This is a genomic window from Aeromonas sobria (genome assembly GCF_050266975.1).
Taxonomy (GTDB): domain Bacteria; phylum Pseudomonadota; class Gammaproteobacteria; order Enterobacterales; family Aeromonadaceae; genus Aeromonas; species Aeromonas sobria_B.
Genome location: NZ_JBKISU010000004.1, coordinates 25823 through 44616, shown reverse-complemented (window position 1 = coordinate 44616; position 18794 = coordinate 25823). Strand labels below are relative to the sequence as shown.

17 protein-coding genes and 5 tRNA genes are annotated in these 18794 nt (G+C 63.3%); 9 read left to right on the top strand and 13 right to left on the bottom strand.

Annotation, left to right across the window (positions count from 1 at the left end; all coding sequences use genetic code 11):
• Positions 1-7: 7 nt before the first annotated feature.
• Positions 8-199: a bacterioferritin-associated ferredoxin gene (locus ACLHZ1_RS03395; RefSeq protein WP_042001828.1), complete on the bottom strand. Its 192-nt coding sequence runs from the start codon at positions 197-199 to the stop codon at positions 8-10.
• A 135-nt stretch (positions 200-334) separates the two neighbouring features.
• Between ACLHZ1_RS03395 and ACLHZ1_RS03390 the strand changes: the two genes are divergently transcribed.
• Positions 335-637, top strand: coding sequence for an HlyU family transcriptional regulator (locus ACLHZ1_RS03390; RefSeq protein ID WP_427260976.1), 303 nt, complete (start codon positions 335-337; stop codon positions 635-637).
• The gene (locus tag ACLHZ1_RS03385; RefSeq protein WP_427261055.1) at positions 619-2664 is read left to right on the top strand and encodes a tRNA(Met) cytidine acetyltransferase TmcA; all 2046 of its coding nucleotides are present in this window, start codon (positions 619-621) and stop codon (positions 2662-2664) included. Before ACLHZ1_RS03390 ends, ACLHZ1_RS03385 begins: the two co-directional genes overlap by 19 nt.
• A gap of 53 nt (positions 2665-2717) precedes the next feature.
• Here the strand turns inward: ACLHZ1_RS03385 and nhaC are convergent, their stop codons facing one another.
• Positions 2718-4145: a Na+/H+ antiporter NhaC gene (gene nhaC, locus ACLHZ1_RS03380; protein ID WP_427260975.1), complete on the bottom strand. Its 1428-nt coding sequence runs from the start codon at positions 4143-4145 to the stop codon at positions 2718-2720.
• A 271-nt stretch (positions 4146-4416) separates the two neighbouring features.
• On the opposite strand from nhaC, the gene ACLHZ1_RS03375 reads away from it, so the two are divergent.
• On the top strand, positions 4417-4626 hold the full coding sequence (locus ACLHZ1_RS03375; RefSeq protein ID WP_427260974.1) for a hypothetical protein: 210 nt from the start codon (positions 4417-4419) through the stop codon (positions 4624-4626).
• Here ACLHZ1_RS03375 and ACLHZ1_RS03370 read toward each other — a convergent pair.
• From ACLHZ1_RS03370 to rsmC, 9 genes are all read right to left on the bottom strand, one after another.
• On the bottom strand, positions 4623-4892 hold the full coding sequence (locus tag ACLHZ1_RS03370) for a late competence development ComFB family protein (RefSeq protein ID WP_427260973.1): 270 nt from the start codon (positions 4890-4892) through the stop codon (positions 4623-4625). The two genes, ACLHZ1_RS03375 and ACLHZ1_RS03370, sit on opposite strands and share 4 nt — an antisense overlap.
• A 96-nt stretch (positions 4893-4988) precedes the next feature.
• Positions 4989-5074: transfer RNA gene (locus tag ACLHZ1_RS03365), tRNA-Leu, on the bottom strand.
• Positions 5075-5143: 69 nt separating this feature from the next.
• Positions 5144-5229: transfer RNA gene (locus tag ACLHZ1_RS03360), tRNA-Leu, on the bottom strand.
• Positions 5230-5274: 45 nt separating this feature from the next.
• Positions 5275-5360, bottom strand: a tRNA-Leu gene (locus ACLHZ1_RS03355).
• 44 nt (positions 5361-5404) lie between these two features.
• Positions 5405-5490: transfer RNA gene (locus ACLHZ1_RS03350), tRNA-Leu, on the bottom strand.
• 53 nt (positions 5491-5543) lie between these two features.
• Positions 5544-5629 (bottom strand) — tRNA-Leu (locus tag ACLHZ1_RS03345).
• 129 nt (positions 5630-5758) lie between these two features.
• Positions 5759-7213, bottom strand: a complete 1455-nt coding sequence (gene glgA, locus ACLHZ1_RS03340; protein WP_427260972.1) for a glycogen synthase GlgA — start codon at positions 7211-7213, stop codon at positions 5759-5761.
• A complete protein-coding gene (gene glgC / locus ACLHZ1_RS03335) occupies positions 7203-8471 on the bottom strand; it encodes a glucose-1-phosphate adenylyltransferase (protein ID WP_427260971.1) in 1269 nt (422 codons plus the stop codon). Before glgC ends, glgA begins: the two co-directional genes overlap by 11 nt.
• 86 nt (positions 8472-8557) lie before the next feature.
• Positions 8558-9586 (bottom strand): 16S rRNA (guanine(1207)-N(2))-methyltransferase RsmC, encoded by a 1029-nt coding sequence (rsmC, locus tag ACLHZ1_RS03330; protein ID WP_427260970.1) that lies wholly within the window; start codon positions 9584-9586, stop codon positions 8558-8560.
• Positions 9587-9864: 278 nt separating this feature from the next.
• Between rsmC and dapA the strand changes: the two genes are divergently transcribed.
• The 3 genes from dapA to ACLHZ1_RS03315 all read left to right on the top strand — a co-directional run bounded on the left by dapA (position 9865) and on the right by ACLHZ1_RS03315 (position 13327).
• Positions 9865-10737, top strand: a complete 873-nt coding sequence (gene dapA, locus ACLHZ1_RS03325) for a 4-hydroxy-tetrahydrodipicolinate synthase (RefSeq protein ID WP_427260969.1) — start codon at positions 9865-9867, stop codon at positions 10735-10737.
• Between the two features lie 99 nt (positions 10738-10836).
• The gene (locus ACLHZ1_RS03320; protein ID WP_427260968.1) at positions 10837-12534 is read left to right on the top strand and encodes a diguanylate cyclase domain-containing protein; all 1698 of its coding nucleotides are present in this window, start codon (positions 10837-10839) and stop codon (positions 12532-12534) included.
• Positions 12535-12736: 202 nt separating this feature from the next.
• Positions 12737-13327: an HAD family hydrolase gene (locus tag ACLHZ1_RS03315; RefSeq protein ID WP_427260967.1), complete on the top strand. Its 591-nt coding sequence runs from the start codon at positions 12737-12739 to the stop codon at positions 13325-13327.
• Between the two features lie 185 nt (positions 13328-13512).
• Here the strand turns inward: ACLHZ1_RS03315 and hfq are convergent, their stop codons facing one another.
• The gene (gene hfq, locus ACLHZ1_RS03310) at positions 13513-13875 is read right to left on the bottom strand and encodes an RNA chaperone Hfq (protein ID WP_005895045.1); all 363 of its coding nucleotides are present in this window, start codon (positions 13873-13875) and stop codon (positions 13513-13515) included.
• 177 nt (positions 13876-14052) lie between these two features.
• Between hfq and ACLHZ1_RS03305 the strand changes: the two genes are divergently transcribed.
• Genes ACLHZ1_RS03305 through ACLHZ1_RS03295 form a run of 3 tightly spaced genes read left to right on the top strand, consistent with a single transcriptional unit; the run spans position 14053 to position 17520 of the window.
• Positions 14053-15318, top strand: a complete 1266-nt coding sequence (locus ACLHZ1_RS03305) for a PqiA/YebS family transporter subunit (RefSeq protein WP_427260966.1) — start codon at positions 14053-14055, stop codon at positions 15316-15318.
• Complete coding sequence (gene pqiB / locus ACLHZ1_RS03300; protein ID WP_427260965.1) at positions 15311-16960, top strand: intermembrane transport protein PqiB; 1650 nt, start codon at positions 15311-15313, stop codon at positions 16958-16960. The genes ACLHZ1_RS03305 and pqiB overlap by 8 nt, the downstream gene beginning before the upstream one ends.
• Positions 16957-17520 (top strand): PqiC family protein, encoded by a 564-nt coding sequence (locus tag ACLHZ1_RS03295; RefSeq protein WP_427260964.1) that lies wholly within the window; start codon positions 16957-16959, stop codon positions 17518-17520. The genes pqiB and ACLHZ1_RS03295 overlap by 4 nt, the downstream gene beginning before the upstream one ends.
• 84 nt (positions 17521-17604) lie before the next feature.
• Here ACLHZ1_RS03295 and ompA read toward each other — a convergent pair whose 3' ends face one another.
• A complete protein-coding gene (gene ompA, locus ACLHZ1_RS03290) occupies positions 17605-18660 on the bottom strand; it encodes a porin OmpA (protein WP_427260963.1) in 1056 nt (351 codons plus the stop codon).
• Positions 18661-18794 lie beyond the last annotated feature (134 nt).

The following is an 18794-nucleotide window of genomic DNA, read 5'->3' as shown; positions in this document are numbered from 1 at the left end:
AGGGGCCTCAGGCCACTTCGTAGTAGCGGGGCGCCTTGTCGAGCTCGGCCTTGATGATCGCCTTGGCCATGGGCAGACACTTGCCACACTGGCTGCCCAGTCCCAGCTCCTGCTTGAGCTGGCGCAACTCGCCTTTGCCTGCCTGTACCGCCTGACGTATCTGGGTATCGGTAATGCCGCGGCACAAACAAACGTACATATTCACACCTCATGTTGGGATAGGCTGAAATCTAAATGAGAATGGTTCTCCATGCAAATAACGATTGGGAATAAGCAGCCCCCCTTGCCAGCCCTCAGCCCCTTGGGGACAATGTTCCTTCATCACGGAGGTGCCATGTTCAAGACCCTGTTCAAGTCCCTGTTTGGTGGCGACACCCCCGCCGCCCCTCAGGTCACGCCGACCGAATATGCCGGCTATCTCATCTACCCCGAGCCCATGGCCGAGGGGGGTCAGTATCGGCTGGCCGGACGCATCACCAAAGAGATAGCAGGGGTGCTGCACAGCCACAGATTCATCCGCTCCGACCTGTTCGCCAACCCGGCCGATGCCGAGCGTTTCATGGTGCAGAAGGCGCACACCTTCATCGATCAGATGGGGGACAAGATGTTCGAGCCTAGATCCGGTCAGGGCGCATGAAGGCACTGCGCCAGGGGCTGCGCGAAGCCGGGGAGCGGCGCCTCGTCTGGCTGGAGGGGAGCGAGTCCGAGACCATGGTGGCGGCGCAGAGCTGGCTCTGTGGCGACATCTTCTGGCTCGGCGAGGGGCCGGCGGAGTATGCACCCCAGCCCGCCGCCAAGGCGCTGCGCCGGCTCGGTCAGGAGTGCGACACCCTGGTCTTCAATGGTTTCAGCGGCTTTCATCCCGATGCCTTCGGCGCCTTGGCGGGCACCCTGCGTGCCGGTGGCCTGCTGATCCTGCTGACCCCGCCTCGCGCCGAGTGGCCCGGCTTTGCGGATCCCGATAGGCTGCGGCTGGTCTCCACCCCGGAGGAGCTGCCACGGGCAGGCCATGGCTTCATCGCCCGCCTGGCGCGCCTCTTGCCCAATGATCCCGCCCTCTCCCTCACCCTGGCAGAAGGCAGAGAAACCTGGCAGCCGATCCGGGCCGAGTGCCCGGTGACGGAGGATCAAGGGAGAGCCATCTCGGCCATCGAGCAGATGCTGCACGGCCATCGTCGTCGCCCCCTGGTGCTGTGCGCCGACCGCGGTCGCGGCAAGAGCGCGGCGCTCGGGCTGGCCGCGGCCGCCCTGCTGCGAAACAATCCCGGGCTGCGCATCGCCGTCACGGCGCCCGCTAGGGCCACGGTGGCCAGCCTGTTCGAACATGCCGGGCCCGAGTCTGAGGGGCTGGGGTTCTTCTCCCCCCTGCAACTGCTGCAGGAGGCGATCCCTTGCGATCTGCTGCTCGTTGATGAGGCCGCCGCCATTCCCACCCCCTTGCTCGAGGCCATGCTGGCCCGCTATGGCCGCATCGTCTTCGCCACCACAGAGCATGGCTATGAGGGGACGGGGCGTGGCTTTCATCTGCGCTTCAAGGCTCACCTCGACCGGCAGACCCCGGGATGGCAGGAGTTGCGCCTGAGCGAGCCCATACGCTGGCGTGCCGGCTGCCCGCTGGAGGCTCTGGTGTTTCGCCTGCTGGGGCTGGACGCCCGGGTGCGGGCCCCGGTGGCGCCCTCGGCGCCGCGGCGGCGCCAGATCAGCCAGCAGGCCCTGGCCGGGGACGAGGCGCTGCTCGGCCAGGTATTCGGTCTGCTGGTGCTGGCGCACTACCAGACCAGCCCGAGCGATCTGCGCATCCTGCTGGAGAGCCCGGATCTCGATATTCATCTGCTGGAGCAAGAGGATAACCTGGTCGGGGTGGCCCTGGTGGCGCGGGAGGGGAGGATCCCCGCCGAGCTGGCCGAGGCCATCTGGGCGGGACGGCGGCGACCGCGGGGTCAGCTGCTGCCGCAATCCCTGCTGGCCCATGGCGGCCTGCGGGAAGCCGGCGCGCCCGGCTATGCCAGGGTGCTGCGCATCGCCGTGCATCCGGCGCTGCACAGGCAGGGGCTGGGTAGCCGCCTGCTGGAGGCGCTCATCGACCATTACGCCGGGGCCGGGTGCGACTATCTGGGGGCCGCCTTCTCCGCCACGGCGGATCTGCTGCCGTTCTGGCGCAAGGCCGGGTTGCGAGCCCTGCGCATCGGCCTGCAACGGGATGCCGCCAGCGGTAGCCATGCCGCCCTGCTGCTGCGGGCCCTGCGCCCCGAGCGGGAAGCCGAGCTGGGCCGTTGGCACGAGCGTTTTCGCCGCCAGTTGCCGACGCTGCTGGCGGGGACGCTGCGCGAGCTGGATCCCGAGCTGGTGTGGCTGTGCCTGGCGCCCCTCGAGGGGGAGGCAATGGAGAAGGGAGAAGGGGAGTGTCTGGCGCGATTCGATTGGGATGAGCTGAGCTGTTTTGCCCATCAGCACAAGCCGTTCGAGCTGTGCCAGCCGAGCCTGCAGCGCTGGCTGGCGACCAACCTGGCCAGGCTGGGAATGCTGACCCGGGAGGAGCGGGCCCTGCTCATCGCCAGCATCTGGCAATATGCCAGCTGGGATCTGCTGGCCCGCCGCCTGGGAGTCAGTGGTAAACCGGCCCTGATCAAGGCGTTGCGCGCCCTGATGGTCCGGCTGTTGTAAGACGTTACACAGACGAAAGAGGCGCCCTGAGGCGCCTCTTTGCTTTCTGGTGGTCAGCGGGAGCTGGCGGCCTCGATCGCCGGCACCCGGTTCACCGCCTTGCCGAGATAGGCGAGGGTGATGGTCACTATGATGCAGGTGAAGCTGAGCCACATGTAGGGCAGGTAGTCGAGGGTGGCCACCCCCAGCACCCCGGCCATGAAGATGCCGTTGTCGCTCCAGGGCACCATGCCGCAGGTGAGGGTGCCGCCGAACTCGGCGTTGCGGGAGAGGTTCTTGCGCGCCAGTCCCAGTCGGTCGTAGTTCTTGGCCATGATCTTGGGGGTCAGGATCAGCGACACATACATGGCGGAGCCGAACACGTTGGCCAGGAAGGCGGTGCCTATGGTGTGGCTGGTCAGGCTGCCGATGCTGTTGATGCGTTTCTCGAAGGCGTTGGCGATCACTTCCAGTATGCCCACCTTCTCCAGCAGGCCGCCGAAGCCCAGCCCGAAGATGATGACGGCCACCGAGCCCAGCATGGACTCCATGCCGCCACGGCCCAGGATGTTGTCGATGAAGTCGACGCCTGAGGTGATGGCGAACGGACTGTAGGCCGAGTGCATCGCCTTGACCGGATCCATGCCCTGGAAGGCGATGGCCCAGACCAGGCCCAGCAGGGCGCCGAAGCTGATCACCGGGAAGGCGGGCTTGCGGTTGGCCAGGAGGCCCAGTACCAGCACCACGGGCACGATCGCCAGCGGAGTGATGTTGAACTGGCTGTCGAGGGCCGCCATCACCAGGTTGACCTGCTCCAGGCTGACGTTGCCGGCGTACTGCATGCCGACCACGGTGAACAGGGCGGCGGTGATGATGTAAGAGAACAGGCTGATGGGCAGCATCCCCTTGATGTGCTCCACCACGTCGACGTTGGACATGGTCGAGGCCAGCACCACGGAGTCGGAGAGGGGGGAGAGCTTGTCACCGAAGTAGACGCCGGAGAGCACGGCACCGGCGACCAGGGGGGCAGGGACGCCCAGGCTGTGGCCTATCCCCATCATGGCGATGCCGGCGGTGGCGGCGGAACCCCAGGAGGTGCCGGTGGCCAGGGAGGTGAGGGAGCAGATGATCAGGGTCGCCAGCAGGAAGATGGAGGGATGTATCACCTTGAGGCCGAAGTAGATGATGCTGGGGACTATGCCGCCCGCGATCCAGGTGCCCACCAGGGCGCCAACGGAGATCAGTATCAGGATGGCTCCCATCCCCTTGGCGACGCCATCGACGGCGGCCTGCTCCAGGGATTTGTAATCATGGCCGAGCCGGATGCCGAGCCCCATGATGACGAACCAGGCGATGAACAACGCCAACTGGATCGGCAGGTTGAGCACACTGGTGAACGAGAAGGCCAGAGCCAGGAAAACGGCCAGGCAGGCAAATACCTGGGACATACCAGGTAATCGGATGTGGTGTTGCTGGTCTTGTTGGTCTTGCTGGTTTTGCATAGATGCTCCCTAAACTTCTTGCTCGCCAAGGTTGGCGCATCCCGAGGGGCACGCCAAATGAGGCGGCAATCTACCACAGACGCCTCCCCGAGAATTCAAACCAACCAAGCATTTTTGAAGGTCTAGTTTAAAAATTTATACAAAATTTGACTTTTGTAGCACTTTTTAGCCGATTGTCCTGAGACCCCAGTGAGCAATAGGGATAGATAGGGGTTGCATAGAGTTAACTGTCAAATAATAATGATTATTATTTGATATCTGGGGATGACAGATGAATTGGTTATACCGACTCGTCCTGCTGCTCGCGCTGGGGGGGGTGGGGCTCTGGGGTCATGACAAGGAGTACGGGCTCTGGAGCCTGGGCTTCATTCTCGCCGCCTGGATCATGCAGGAGCCCAGGCTCAGGCCCGCGCTGATCCTGCTGCCGGTCGCCGGCTTGACCGGGGTGGTGGCCCTGCTGTGGCAGGATCCCTGGCTCTAGTCGCGATTGGCCGAGCTGGTGACCCGCTCCAGCGCATTGGCCAGCGCCAGATCTACCTCCAGCGCCATGGCCTCGCGTCTGGCCTGGTCGAGGAAATAGAACATGTCCACATCGTGGCGGATATAGTGGGCGGGGAGCTGGTTGAGGGTCAGGCAGCCGAGGTCGGCCAGCTCGCTCTCGCTCAGGCGCTGGGCCAGTCCCTGGCGCTGGATGGCCTTGCCGACCAGCTGTTCGTAGAAGTTGTGGATCTCTGGGCTGAGTCTCATGATGGGTCTCCTTGACCTGGTTGGGGCAAGGATAGTCAGCCGGGGGCAAATACAAAAGGCCCGACACTGTCGTGACGGGCCTTTTGCAAGAATGAATGGTGCGAAGAGAGGGACTCGAACCCTCACATCCGTGGGACACTAACACCTGAAGCTAGCGCGTCTACCAATTCCGCCACCTTCGCACACTGATTTTCTCCAGCGAGTTTTAAATGCGGTTGGAGCGCATTTTCTGTTTTGACATGTCAGAAACATGGTGCGAAGAGAGGGACTCGAACCCTCACACCCGGGGGGCACTAACACCTGAAGCTAGCGCGTCTACCAATTCCGCCACCTTCGCACATCGGGTTTCCAGTCTGGATTTACATGCTGTCTGGAGAAAGCATGGTGCGAAGAGAGGGACTCGAACCCTCACATCCGTGGGACACTAACACCTGAAGCTAGCGCGTCTACCAATTCCGCCACCTTCGCACATTGTGTTACCAGTTTTGATTGACATGCTGTCTGGAGAAGCATGGTGCGAAGAGAGGGACTCGAACCCTCACACCCGGGGGGCACTAACACCTGAAGCTAGCGCGTCTACCAATTCCGCCACCTTCGCACATTCGGTCATCAATCTTATTTTACATGCCATTGATGAAGCATGTTGCAGTATGGTGCGAAGAGAGGGACTCGAACCCTCACATCCGTGGGACACTAACACCTGAAGCTAGCGCGTCTACCAATTCCGCCACCTTCGCATCACTGCGGACGGGGATTCTATAGAGTTTTGGGGGGGCGTCAACAGCAGAAGCGGACTTTTTTCGCCCTTGACCACGAAAGCCGTGTCAAGGGCGCAAAACTTCAGCAATTGTCGGGTGAGGCGTGCCTCAGCGGCCGAGGGCGTCCCGATACATCTGCACGTACTGGGCGACCGAGTCGGGCCAGTCGAAGCGGGTCTGCATGGCGGTGTGTTGCACCCGGGCAAAGCGCTCGGGGTCTTGCAGGCAATAGAGCAGGCTGCGGCGCATGGCATCGAGCAGGCCATTGGCGGTGGGATCCGTGAAGCAGAAGCCGGTGGCTTGCTCGGCGGCATCCCAGTCCACGACCGTATCCTTGAGGCCGCCCACCGCCCGCACCAGGGGCAGGGTGCCATAGGCCAGGCTGTACATCTGGTTGAGGCCGCAGGGCTCGAACAGGGAGGGCATCAGGAAGAGGTCGGCCCCCGCCTCCACCAGATGGGCCAGCCGGTCGTCATAGGTATTGATGAAGGCGAGCCGGGTCGGGAAGCGGGCGGCCAGGGCTTGCAACTGGGCGGCCAGGGTGGGATCGCCCGAGCCGACGATCACCAGCTGCACCTTGTGGCGCAGGAAGGATTCGAGGGCGGGGATCAGCAGGTGTACCCCCTTCTGTTCGGTCAGGCGGCACACCATGCCATAGATGGGGTCGTCGCTGACCGGCAGGCCGGCATCCTGTTGCAGCCGGGCGCGGCACAGCCGCTTGCCGCTCAAGTCCTGGGCGCTGTAGTTGGCAGGCAGGTGAGGGTCGGTGGCCGGATCCCAGTCCTGATAGTCGCAACCGTTGAGGATGCCGCGCAGATCCGCCGCCCGCTGCTGGAACACGCTGGCCAGGCCGTGGGCGCCGAGGTGGGTCAGCAGCTCGCTGGCATAGTTGGGGCTGACGGCATTGATCTTGTCGGCGTAGAGCACGCCGCACTTGAGCAGGTTGATGTGGCCGTAATCATGGGCCACCCGCTGCTCGTAGTGACTGATTTCGGGCACGGCACCGAATTGTCCCCGATCGAACACGCCCTGAAAGGCGGCGTTGTGAATGCTGATGACGCTGCGGGTGTGGGCGAAGAAGGGGTTGTGGGCGTGCCGGGTCTTGAGCAACAGTGGCAGCAGGCCTGTGTGCCAGTCGTTGCAGTGCACTATGTCCGGGGCGAAGCCGAGCTGCTCGGTGGCATGCAGGGCGGCGGCGGCCAGGAAGGCGAATCGTTCGCCGTTGTCACCATAGGCCTGGTTGAATTCGGCATAGGGCTGGGCCCGCTCGAAGTAGCGGGGGCAGTCGATGAGGTAGACGGGGAAACCGTCCAGTTCCAGCTGATACAGGCGGTAGCCGATATCTTCCTGCCCGGCCGGGGTCGGCAGCCAGCGCGAGGCCAGCAGTCTGGCCTCGTCTCGTCGCTTCATGGTCTGGTAGAAGGGCAGTATGATGCGCACGTCATGGCCCTGCTGGGCCAGGTAGCGCGGCAGCGCACGGGCCACATCCGCCAGTCCGCCAGTCTTGATCAGCCCCTCGACTTCGGAGGCAACAAATAGAATTTTTAACGGGTCAATAGCCAACTCTCGCTCCCCTGGGGATCACGACGATTCCCCCTTCAGAGACAGTGAACCTTTCCCTGTCATGGGCCAGATTCTCACCGATCACGGTGCCAGGTGCAATTTCAACGTTTTTATCTATGATGGCGCGACGGATCGTGCAGCCCTCGCCTATCTTCACATCCCCCAGCAAGACGGACTCGCTGATGTGGCTGCAGGGGCCTATGTTGCAGCGAAAACCGAGCACGGATCGCTGGATCTGGCTGCCCTGGATGAAGCTGCCCCCCGAGATGAGGGAGTTGGCGATCTTCACCTTGCACTGGTCGGTGTCGACGAAGGTGGCGGGGGGGAGCGGCGGGTAGTGGGTGTGCAGCGGCCACTTGCGGTTGTAGAGGGAGAAGGGGGGGTTGTCGGCCACCAGATCCATGTGGGTTTGCCAGTAGCCATCCAGGGTGCCCACGTCGCGCCAGTAGACGTTCGGTCCCTCCCCCGGGATCACGTTGGTGCTGTAGTCATAGACATAGACGGGGGCGCGGGGGAAGAGGTGCGGAATGATGTCCTTGCCAAAGTCATGGCTCGACTCCTCGTTCGCCCCATCCCGCTTGAGTTCGCGGTAGAGGGCTTCGGTCTCGAAGATGTAGTTGCCCATGGAGACCAGGGCTTGACTGGGATCCCCGGGGATGTGTTTGGGGTGCTTGGGCTTCTCTTCGAAGCCTATCATGCGTCCCTCGTCGTCCACCTCGATCACCCCGAAGGCGCTTGCCTCCTCGATGGGCATGCGCAGGGCCGCCACCGTCAGGGCCGCCGCCTTCTGCTTGTGGAAGCTGACCATCTGGCTCACGTCCATCTTGTAGATGTGATCCGAGCCGAAGATGCAGACATGTTCCGGATCCGAGATCTCGATGAAGCGCAGGTTCTGGTAGATGGCATCGGCGGTGCCGTCGTACCAGCGCTTGCCCATCCGCATCTGGGCCGGGATGGGGTCGATGAAGCGATCCGTGATGCCGACTATGTTCCAGCCCTTCTTCATGTGCAGATAGAGGGACTGGGACTTGAACTGGGTCAACACATAAATCCGCAGGAAGTCGGCGTTGACGAAGTTGTTGAGCACGAAGTCGATGAGGCGGTAGCTGCCACCGAACGGAACGGACGGCTTGCTGCGGGTGGTGGTCAGCGGTTGCAGTCGGGTGCCTTCGCCGCCCGCCAGTATCATAGTGAGTATCCCAGCCATGGTCTCTTTACGCTCCGAAGTCGATGTGAAAAGGTTTTCAGTGTACTGCAAAAAAACACCCCTAAAGGGGTGTTTTACGTCTTGCGGATACCATAACAGATTCCAAGCGAGACTCTATACAAGTTTTGTGACAGCCGTTAGCGCTGGCTGCGATACACCCTGAACTTGTTGTCCATCGCCCGGATCTCGGTCTGTTTGAAGACGGCTTCCAGTATAGGCTGATACCGCAAAAAGGCATTGGCCACTATGGTCAGGGCGCCACGGCCGTTGAGGTGGCGGGGCGCCTCGGCCAGGAAGGTCTCGGTGGCGGCGTAGTGGGTCTTGAGCCCGGCATGAAACGGCGGGTTGGAGACGATCTGATCGAAGCTGCCCGGCAGATCCGAGTAGACATCCGAGGCCAGCACTGTGCCCGTCAGGCCATTGGCCGCCAGGGTGCGGCGGCTGGACGCCAGCGCCAGGGCGTTGATATCGACCAGGGTGACCTCGAGCCCGGGATTGCGCTTGGCCAGCACGGAACCAATGACGCCGGCGCCGCAGCCAAAGTCGAGCAGGCTGCCGCTCAGGGGGGGCAGGCTGGCGAGCAGCATCTGGCTGCCGAGATCCAGCTCGCTGGCGCTGAAGACCCCGGGCAGGGCTTGTACCGTCAGTTGTGTGTCACCCAGCCGGCACTGATACTGGCTGAACCAGTCATCGAGCCGGAAGGCGGGGACGGCCTGGCTCAACTCGCCATGATAGAGGGAACAGCGCCTGGCTGAGTCGCGTTTGACGGGCTTGCCGCCATAGGGTGCCATCAGCTTGTCGGCGCCATTGATGCCACCCCGGTTGTCGCCGGCGAGGAAGATATCCGCCCCCGCCAGCAGCAGGGGCGTCATCATGGCCAGCAGAAACTGGGCCTCGGCCTTGGCCTTGGGCATCAGCAGCAGCAGGGCGTCGAAGCGGGGTTCCCCCTCCAGCTCATGACCGAAGACGATGCGTTCTCCCAGCGCCTCCCCCTGCCCCCGAAAGTAGCTGTAATCCGTGGTGAATACCGTCAGATCGCGGACTATCCCGGCCAGTTCCCTGGGGTACTCATCTTCCAGTGCCCCGCACACCAGCAGGTGCTTGCCCTCGAACAGGGCTTGATTACGTTCCAGCATCTGGCTGACGGCACTCAGGGGATGACTCATGACTCTCTCCGGGGATTGGTGGCCGGCCATTATACATGGCCGCTTTCGCCTTGACATTTATGCCGGGTTCCAGAAAGATGCCCGAACACTTATTTTTCCTCAGGGATGGCGTAATGCGGTTCAACGCGTTGAAACGAAAGCATAAAAAGAGCTCAAAACTTGGGCCTGCTGGCGTGCGCGCGTAACCCTCTCACCACCCTGAGATGTTTAAAACCCCGCTGCGCACCTCGTAGCGGGGTTTTTTGTTGATGTCGAGAGTCGACGGAGAAGGAGATTCCATGTTTCAAGGTTCGATCGTTGCGCTGATCACCCCCTTTCGTGATGGCCAACTGGATGAGGCGGCATTGCTGCGTCTGGTGGAGTGGCATATCGAGCAGGGCACCCACGGCATAGTGCCGGTAGGGACCACGGGGGAGAGCCCCACCCTGAGCCACGATGAGCATTGCCGTGTGGTCGAGCTGGTGGTCAAGCAGGTGGCGGGCCGGGTGCCCGTGATCGCCGGCGCCGGCTCCAACAACCCGGTGGAGGCCATCGAATATACCCGCTTCGCCGAACAGGCCGGTGCGGATGGCACCCTGCACGTGGCCGGTTACTACAACCGTCCGAACCAGGAGGGGCTCTACCATCACTTCAAGGCGGTCCATGACGCCACCACCAAGCCCATCATCGTCTACAACATTCCGCCGCGGGCCATCGTCGATGTCCAGCCGGCGACCCTGGCCCGGCTCGCCGAGCTGCCCCGCATCGCCGGCGTCAAGGATGCCACCGGCGATCTGGCCCGTCCCTGGACCGAGCGCCAGCTGATCAAGAAGCCGTTCGCCTGGCTCTCGGGCGAGGATGCGACCGCCGTGGCCTACAACATAGGCGGCGGCCAGGGCTGCATCTCAGTGACCGCCAACGTGGCGCCCAAGCTGCTGGCTGAGGTGCAGAACCTGACCCTGGCCGGCGAGTGGCAGGCCGCCCGCGAGCTGCAGGACAGGCTGATCCCGCTGCATCAGGCCATGTTTGCCGAGCCCAGCCCGGCCGGGGCCAAGTATGCGGTTTCCCTGCTCGGCCTGTGCAGCGAGGAGTGCCGCCTGCCGGTGATGCCCCTTTGCGAGGCGACCAAGCAGCGGATCCGGGATGCCATGGTGACCCTGAACCTCATCTGATGGCGAAAAAGTGGGCTCTGGATCGACCTTTTCACCGTTAATCGAGTCAATATACCCCGTGCTATATATACTGCCCGGGTTCAGTTGAGGATGATTGACATGCTGGAATGGGATCCGGAGCACTTCACCAGCTTTGAGCACCTCTGCGAGGTGACGCTGGCGACCATCAGGGAAAAGACCGAGGCAGACCGTATCTATCTGTGGCTGAACAAGCCTCAGCGGGAGCTGTTCGCCTTCGATCCCGAGCATGGCCTGGTTGCCATGGTGCCCGACCATGCCGGCAGACTGGGGTTGCCCATTCCCTTCATCGAGCAGGCGCTGACCAAGGGCCAGCTGCTCATCGAGCTGATGAGTGACGCCGGGGGCTGGCAGGAGTCGGTGGAGGCGCCGCCGACCCAGCTGAGGGCCTGCTTTCCCCTCAAGCGCCAGCAGGGGCTCAAGGGGGGTGTCTATCTGGAAACCCGCCGTCGGCTCGATCGCCTCACCCCCCGTCAGAAGCAGGGCATCCAGCTGCTGATGCACTACCTCGCCGCCGAGCTGGAGAGCCGGATGCTGAGCAACCTGGTCAGCCAGGAGCGCAGCGAGCGGCTCACCACCCAGGACTCCCTCGCCCGGAGCCAGGCATTGCAGCAATCCTTCCTCGATCTGCTGCAGTCCCTGCACCAGGTTGGCGTCCATCTCTCTGGTTGTCGCGGCGAGTCGGAGCTGCTGCACGATGCCGTCATGCTGGCGCGCAGTTCATTGCAGTTCGATCGGGTCGCCATCTTCCTGATCGACGCCGAATTCACCACCATGCAGGGCAGTTGGGGCACCAACGAGGCGGGAGAGATCACGGACGAGCGTCACTTCGTCAGCCCGATCCCGTCCCACCCCGTGGTGCAGGAGGCCCTGCGCCGCAAGGATTATGTACTGGTGCTCGAGGATGCCCCTCTCTATTACGAGCAGCAGGAGGTGGGCCGTGGCTGGAACGCCATGGTCTCCCTGTGGGACGGTGACACCCCCATCGGTTGGATAGCCGCCGACAACCTGCTCCAGCGCCGGCCCATCAAGACCTACCATGGCGAGATCTTCAAGCAGTTTGCCGCCATGCTCTCCCAGCTGCTGATCCGTCAGCGCAACCACGCCGCCCTCGAGCTGTTCAACCGGGATCTGGAGGAGCGGGTCGCCGCCCGCACCCGGCTGCTGGCCGAAACCAACGAGGCGCTGGCGCAGGCGAATCAGGCACTGGAGCAGGCCAACCAGCAGCTCGCCCTGCTCTCCATGGAGGATCCCCTCACCCGCATCGCCAATCGCCGCCAATGGGATCTGACCCTGGCGCGGGAGTGGGAGGCGGCTCGACGTCAGCAGGGCCTGCTGGCGGTGCTGATGATAGATGTCGATGAGTTCAAGGCTTACAACGACCATTTCGGTCACAGCAAGGGGGATCTCTGCCTGCGCCAGGTCGCCCAGCTGCTGCAGGAGTGCGAGCGGCGCCGCACCAACCTGGTGGCCCGCTATGGGGGCGAGGAGTTCGTGATCCTGCTGTGCAATCCCCAGCCCGGTGAGGCGGAGTTCCTCTGCCAGCGGATCCACCACCAGCTGGCCCGGCTCGCCATTCCCCACCCCGCCTCCCGGGTCAAGGCCCACCTCACGGTCAGCATCGGCTTCAGCTATCGGGCGCCGGATCAGGAGATGCAATGGGAGCAGTTGCTCGAGCAGGCGGATCAGGGACTCTATCTCGCCAAGTCGGCGGGACGGGCCTGCAGCCGGAGCTTCGATCCCCATGACTTGCCCACCGAGCATATCTCGATCGCCTAGATGATGGCCCAGCGCCAATCAAGCCTGGCCTGGTGGGCAGCCTTGGCCGCATCACACATCCAACCCCTTGCGTGGCGACGGCCGGGCCCTGGCATCTGACGCCACCAGCCGCCAGTGCGGCGCACATTTTGACCGCCCAGGCCATGGCCTCTTGCCGGCGGGCTGCTAGAATGGGGCTCCTTTTTTCGATGTGACAGAGCCCATGACCCTCTCCCGATATCAAGGCCTGGTCTTCGACCTGGACGGTACCTTGGTCGATTCCATGCCGCTGCACCTGGCGGCCTGGGAGCATGCCTCCCGCGAGTTCGGCTTCGCGTTTGACGCCGACTGGTTTTACGAGCTGGGGGGCATGCCCAGCCGCAAGATAGCCCTGCTGGTGGCCGAGCATCAGCGCATCGCCCTCGATCCCCTGGCGGTGACCCGCTGCAAGACGGATCACTATGTGGCGAACCTGCACAAGGCGACCGTCTTCCCCGCCATGCTCGAGCTGGTGCAGCGCTACCATGGCCGCATCCCCATGGGGGTGGGCACGGGGTCGCCCAGGGTCAATGCCGAGGCCGTGCTGCGCAATACCGGCCTTGATCGCTACTTCCCCGTGGTGGTGACCGCGGACGACGTGACCCGGCACAAGCCCAATCCGGATACCTTCCTGCTGGTGGCCGAGCGGCTGGGGGTCGCTCCTGGCGGTTGTCTGGTGTTCGAGGATACCGGCATAGGGCTGGCCGCCGCCGAGGCGGCCGGCATGGCGTCATGCCTCATCAAGGATGGCGTGCCCGGCAATCTGCCGGATTAAACCGCTGCCCCCGGCGCAGGCCGGGGCAGCCAGGCAAGTGGCGCGGCCATGGCGGAGGGGATCTGGAGGAGAAGGGTCACTCCCGGCGGGACAAGCTGATGGGGAGTGAACCTCTGTCGGCGGCCTGTGGCCAGGCGCCAGATGCAGGAGAAGAGCCCGAGAGGCGGGCTCGCTGGCAAGGCGGCTTACTGCTCGCTGCTGCCGCCCTGGTCGTTGTTGTCGTAGCGGCCGGGGGCGCCATGGGGGCGCGGCGCCATGGAGACACGGGGCTTGCGGGCACGCTGGATGTTGACCTGGGGGCGACCCGAGTGCATGGCGATGGTGGAGATCTTGGCCTTGTAGACCAGTTGCTGATTGCCATGGGCATCGGTCAGCAAGACGCTGTACTGGTCGAAGCCACTGATGGTGCCTTCCAGCTTGATGCCGCTCACCAGGAAGATAGCGACCTGACTGCGGTTCTTGCGCAGCCAGTTGAGGGCAGAATCTTGCCCGTTCCCGAGGGAGAAGGCCTGCTCAATGGTGGCGTAGCTGGGGGATTCGGTTGTCATAAATTATTGTCCCGCGGAAAAAAAGTGGCGTTTGATTGTGCTAAATGGCCACTGGCTTGTCAAAGTCATTCTATCGCGGCCCCATCGATGGGGTGAGATAGGGGCTGGTGGCCCGGACGCCCTGCTGCGATAATCGTGGCTTCATGGCCAAAGTTGGCCCCAAACAGAGATGTCGAATTGCCTGCTAGCTCCCCATTGTCACCCTATCGCCACGATCCGACCGCCTGTGAAGAGTGCGATCTGTTGGCCCCTGCCACCCTGCTGGCGCCGGGAGAGGCCCGTCATTGCGAGCGATGCGGTCATGTGCTGACCCGCAATCTGCCGGATCAGGCGCGCCGTCCCATCGCCTATGGCATGGCGGCCATCGTCATGTTCGTGCTCGCCAACAGCTTCACCTTCATGTCGTTCTCCGCCAAGGGCCTGGGCCAGGAGATGACCTTCCTGCAGTGCATCACCACCCTGGTGGAGGAGGGCTACCTGTTCCTCGGCGCCGTGCTCAGCCTGACCCTGATCGGCCTGCCCTTGGTCTACCTGGGCTCCATCATGCTGGTGCTGTGGCGCCTCGACAAACACATGCACGACAAGGCGCTGCGATCTCTCAGCCGCCTGCTGTGCCGGATCCAGCCCTGGCTGATGGTGGACGTGTTTCTCATCGGCGTCCTCATCTCCCTGGTCAAGCTGATGGGCATGGCCGACATCAAGATGGGGCTCTCCTTCTGGGCCTTCGTTGGCTACACCCTGCTGTTGATCAAGACCATCTCCTCCCTGGACAGGCGCTGGCTGTGGCAGCGCCTGTTCGGGCCGACCGAGGCGCGCGAGCTGGATCCCGGCATGGGGGCCCGGGAGGCCGGCCTGGTCAACTGCCACCTCTGCGGCGCCCTGGGCGAGCAGGGCCAGCACAGCTGCCGGCGCTGCGGCGCCTACCTGCACAGCCGCAAGCCGGGGGGGCTGGCGCGCACCTGGGCCCTGCTGATCACCTCGGCCATCCTCTATATCCCGGCCAACCTCTATCCCATCATGGATACCGTCTTTCTCGGCGATACCAGCCCCTCCACCATCCTGGGGGGGGTGGTGCTGCTCTGGTCCATGGGTTCCTACCCCATCGCCGCCGTCATCTTCATCGCCAGCGTGGTGGTGCCCCTGGCCAAGATACTGGCGCTGTTCTGGCTCTGTTATCGGGTGCAGTGCGGGGACGGCGCCTCGCCGCTGGGCAAGCTCAAGCTCTATCGCATGACGGAATTTGTCGGCCGCTGGTCGATGATCGACGTGTTCGTGGTGGCCATACTGGCCGGCCTCATCCGCCTCGACAACCTGATGACCATCTATCCGGGTCCCGCCGCCGTCGCCTTCTCCGGTGTGGTGCTGATCACCATGGTGGCGGCCATGAGTTTCGATTCCCGTCTTATCTGGGATTTACAACAAGGAGAGCGCGAACGTGAGTGAGCGTAAGACAGTAAAACAGGCCGGCTCTGACTTGCTCGGTTCGGCGGCGGCCATCTGGCTGGTGCCCATGGTGGCCCTGCTGATCGGCGTCTGGATGCTGTTTCAGCATTGGTATTCACAGGGGCCCAGCATCCAGCTGACCGTGGCCACGGCCGAGGGCATAGTGGCGGGCAAGACGGTGATCCGCTCCCGTGAGGTCGACGTGGGCCGTATCGAGACGGTGGAGCTGAGCGACGATTACAGCCATGCCGTCATCACGGCGCGTCTCTCCAACAACGCGGCCAACATGCTCAAGGGCGACACCCAGTTCTGGGTGGTCAAGCCCAGGGTGGGTCGTGATGGGGTCTCGGGGCTCGGCACCCTGTTATCGGGCGCCTATATCGAGCTCTCTCCGGGCAAGCAGGGCAAGGCCAAGAGCCGCTACGCCATTCTCGACAAGCCGCCCCTGGCCTCCCTCTCGGCCAAGGGGCTCAGGCTGACCCTGCTCAGCCGGGAGACCCGCTCCCTCAGCATCGGCTCGCCGATCCAGTACCAGGGCTACACCATAGGCCAGGTAGAGGAGGTGAAGTTCCTGCCCGAGCGCAGCGAACTGGAGTACCAGATCTTCGTCAATGCTCCCTATGACGCCCTGATCACCAGCAACTCCCGCTTCTGGATGACGCCGGGCTTCGAGGCCTCCCTCACCAGTGAGGGGATGAAGGTGAAGATGGATTCGCTCGAGGGCTTGCTCGATGGCGGCATCACGGTCGGCCTGCCCGCCGGCTGGGTGGCGGGGGACGCGGTCAGCAACAGCGACACCTTTACCCTGTTCAAGGATCAGAGCAGCGTGCTGGCCGGTAGCCTGGATCAGTTCATCGATTATGTCTTCCTGTTTGATGCCAGCCTGGCCGGGCTGCATCCTGGGGCGGCGGTGGAGTATCGGGGCGTGCGGGTCGGCACAGTGGTGTCGGCCCCCTACCTGATCGATGACAAGGCGACCCAGATCTTCAAGAGCAAGGTGATCCCGGTATTGGCGCGGATCGAGGTACAGCGTCTCTCCCATCGTTATGCCAACGCCGAGCGTGAGCAGTGGCGCAAGCTGTTCAGCAAGCAGTTCCAGGAGGGGCTGAGGGCCACCCTCAAGACCGCCAGCCTGCTCACCGGGGGCAAGGTGATCGATCTCAACTTCTATCCGGATGCCCCCCGGTTTGTGGCGCACAAGATGGCCGGTTTCGAAGTCTTCCCCACCACCCAGGGCGGCCTGGATCAGATAGAGCGCAAGGTGAACCTCATCCTCGACAAGTTTGTCGACATGGACATGGAAACCACCCTGGCCCAGGTCAACAGCAGCCTGGCGAACCTGGACAAGACCATGAAGAACGTCAGCTCCCTCAGCGCCAATCTGGACAAGCTCACCAGCCAGCAGGCGACCCAGCAGCTGCCGGCCTCCCTCAACGCCAGCCTGCTCCAGCTCAAGGAGACGCTGCGCAGCTATGACGGCGCCTCCCAGACCAATCAGGAGCTGCGTCAGTCCGTGCAGTCTCTCAATCAGCTGATGCGTGAACTGCAGCCCCTGGTGCACTCCCTTAACGAACAGCCGAGCTCACTCATCTTCGATCGGGCCCGACCCAAGGATCCTGAACCCAAGCGAGGTACCCAATGAAACGACTCATCACGGCCCTGGCCCTGACCGGTCTGCTGGCCGGGTGCAGCAGCGCCCCGGCGCTGCACTACTACTCCCTGGATGCCGACGGTTCAGCCCAGGCGGCGCCCATCAGCCGCCCCCAGCACCAGCTGGTGCTGCATCCTGTCATCCTCTCGGATGAGCTGGACGCCAGCAAGCTGGTCTATCAGATGGAGGGCAAGGAGCTCTACTTCACCGAGTACCAGCGCTGGGCCGGCTCCCTCGATGGCCAGCTCAACCAGCTGACCCAAAATGGTCTCTCCGCCCGCCTGCCGGGCTGGGTGGTGCGTCAGGATGGGGCCCGTCAGGGGCCTGTGCTCACCATCAGGGTCCAGCGTTTTCAGGGACGCTTCGACGGCCGTGCCGTGCTGAGCGGGCGCTGGCGTCTGCTGGCCGAGGATGGCCGTGTGCTGCAAGATACCCCCTTCCACCTGGAGCGGGTGCTGCCAAGCGATGGCTACGGCACCCTGGTGAGCGAGCTTGGTCTGGGCTGGCAGCAGCTGCTCGACCAGATTGCCGCCGAGCTGCGCAAGGGGTGATGCACCGGCGCCAGCCTGGCCGAACGCGACCATGAAAAACGGGAGGCCAGGCCTCCCGTTGTTGTATGTCAGATGGGCCGCCGTTTACTGCGCCATCTCCGAGACCCCTTCCACCTTGACCTCGACCCGGCGATCCGGTGCCAGGCAGACGATCAGCTCGCGCTTGCTGCCGCTGGCGCAGCTGTCGCCGGTGACGGGGTTGCTCTCGCCCATGCCCTGTATTTGCACCTTGTCGGCAGGCAGTCCCTTGCCGACCAGGTAGTCGGCGACCGACCGGGCCCGTTGCTCGGACAGGGTCTGGTTGTAGCTATCCGAGCCGAGCCGGTCGGTATACCCCATGACGGTGGCCGTGCCGTCCGTCGGTCTGGCGGCCTCTATCTGGGAGTAGAGGGTATCCAGGGCCTGGCTGGCCTCGGGTTTGAGGGTCGCCTTGTTGAAGTCAAACAGCACGTCCGAGCTCAGGCTGAAGGTGTGCTCGACCGGTTGCGGCATGGGAGGAGGGGGCGGTACCACGGCCGGGGCCGGCGCCTCCTGGCCGAAGCGGTAGAGCATGCCGACCGAGAGCAGACCGTTGTCGAGCTCGACCCCGGTCTGGTCCATGCCCATGTCGCCAAGGGGGGTGGTGTACTGGTATTCGAAGCGGGCGGCCCAGTTGCGATCGATGGCGTATTCGGCGCCGAGGGCACCGACGAAGACGGCGCCGCGATCATGGTCCAGCTCCCGGCTGTCGGTCCAGGCGTAGCCGCCACCGAGCCGGCCATAAAGATCCAGGCTGTCGGCGACCGGGTAGCCCAGTTTCATGGTCAGCTGCGCCATCTGGGCACTCACGTCATCCTTGCCCTTCATGGTGGAGTCCAGCTTGTCGGTGGCCTCGTAGCGGTACTTGCCGAGCCAGTCGTAACCCAGCTCGAATCCGACGTTCTGATTGACCTGATAGCCGACGAAGGCACCGGCCCCCAGATCGTCATTATCTTCCTTGGTGATGTCGGCCGCGTCCTTGATGGCGTCATTGTGATCGACGCCATAGAAGTTGGACCAGCCCAGTTTGGCACCGGTATACCAGGTGTTGTCTTGTCCTGCCGCCTGGGCGTTTGCCGCCAGCAATCCAGAAACAATCAATGCAATCAATGACTTGTTCATATCGTGCCTCTGCAGTTTCATATGAAGGAAGCATGCCGTCATGGCCTTCCCTTTTTGGTCCGGCGGTCATGGCCGTAGGACGCATTAAAGTTAGTCGCTTTTGAAAAGGTTTCAACTAACTGAAATAACGATAG

What these genes read in the sequence shown, in the direction of transcription:
- ACLHZ1_RS03395 (WP_042001828.1), bottom strand. Translation starts at nt 199, where the DNA reads ATGTACGTTTGTTTGTGCCGCGGCATTACCGATACCCAGATACGTCAG.
- rsmC (WP_427260970.1), bottom strand. Translation starts at nt 9,586, where the DNA reads ATGAGTCATCCCCTGAGTGCCGTCAGCCAGATGCTGGAACGTAATCAA.
- ACLHZ1_RS03390 (WP_427260976.1), top strand. Translation starts at nt 335, where the DNA reads ATGTTCAAGACCCTGTTCAAGTCCCTGTTTGGTGGCGACACCCCCGCC.
- ACLHZ1_RS03370 (WP_427260973.1), bottom strand. Translation starts at nt 4,892, where the DNA reads ATGAGACTCAGCCCAGAGATCCACAACTTCTACGAACAGCTGGTCGGC.
- hfq (WP_005895045.1), bottom strand. Translation starts at nt 13,875, where the DNA reads ATGACAACCGAATCCCCCAGCTACGCCACCATTGAGCAGGCCTTCTCC.
- ACLHZ1_RS03315 (WP_427260967.1), top strand. Translation starts at nt 12,737, where the DNA reads ATGACCCTCTCCCGATATCAAGGCCTGGTCTTCGACCTGGACGGTACC.
- dapA (WP_427260969.1), top strand. Translation starts at nt 9,865, where the DNA reads ATGTTTCAAGGTTCGATCGTTGCGCTGATCACCCCCTTTCGTGATGGC.
- ACLHZ1_RS03375 (WP_427260974.1), top strand. Translation starts at nt 4,417, where the DNA reads ATGAATTGGTTATACCGACTCGTCCTGCTGCTCGCGCTGGGGGGGGTG.
- ompA (WP_427260963.1), bottom strand. Translation starts at nt 18,660, where the DNA reads ATGAACAAGTCATTGATTGCATTGATTGTTTCTGGATTGCTGGCGGCA.
- nhaC (WP_427260975.1), bottom strand. Translation starts at nt 4,145, where the DNA reads ATGCAAAACCAGCAAGACCAACAAGACCAGCAACACCACATCCGATTA.
- ACLHZ1_RS03295 (WP_427260964.1), top strand. Translation starts at nt 16,957, where the DNA reads ATGAAACGACTCATCACGGCCCTGGCCCTGACCGGTCTGCTGGCCGGG.
- ACLHZ1_RS03320 (WP_427260968.1), top strand. Translation starts at nt 10,837, where the DNA reads ATGCTGGAATGGGATCCGGAGCACTTCACCAGCTTTGAGCACCTCTGC.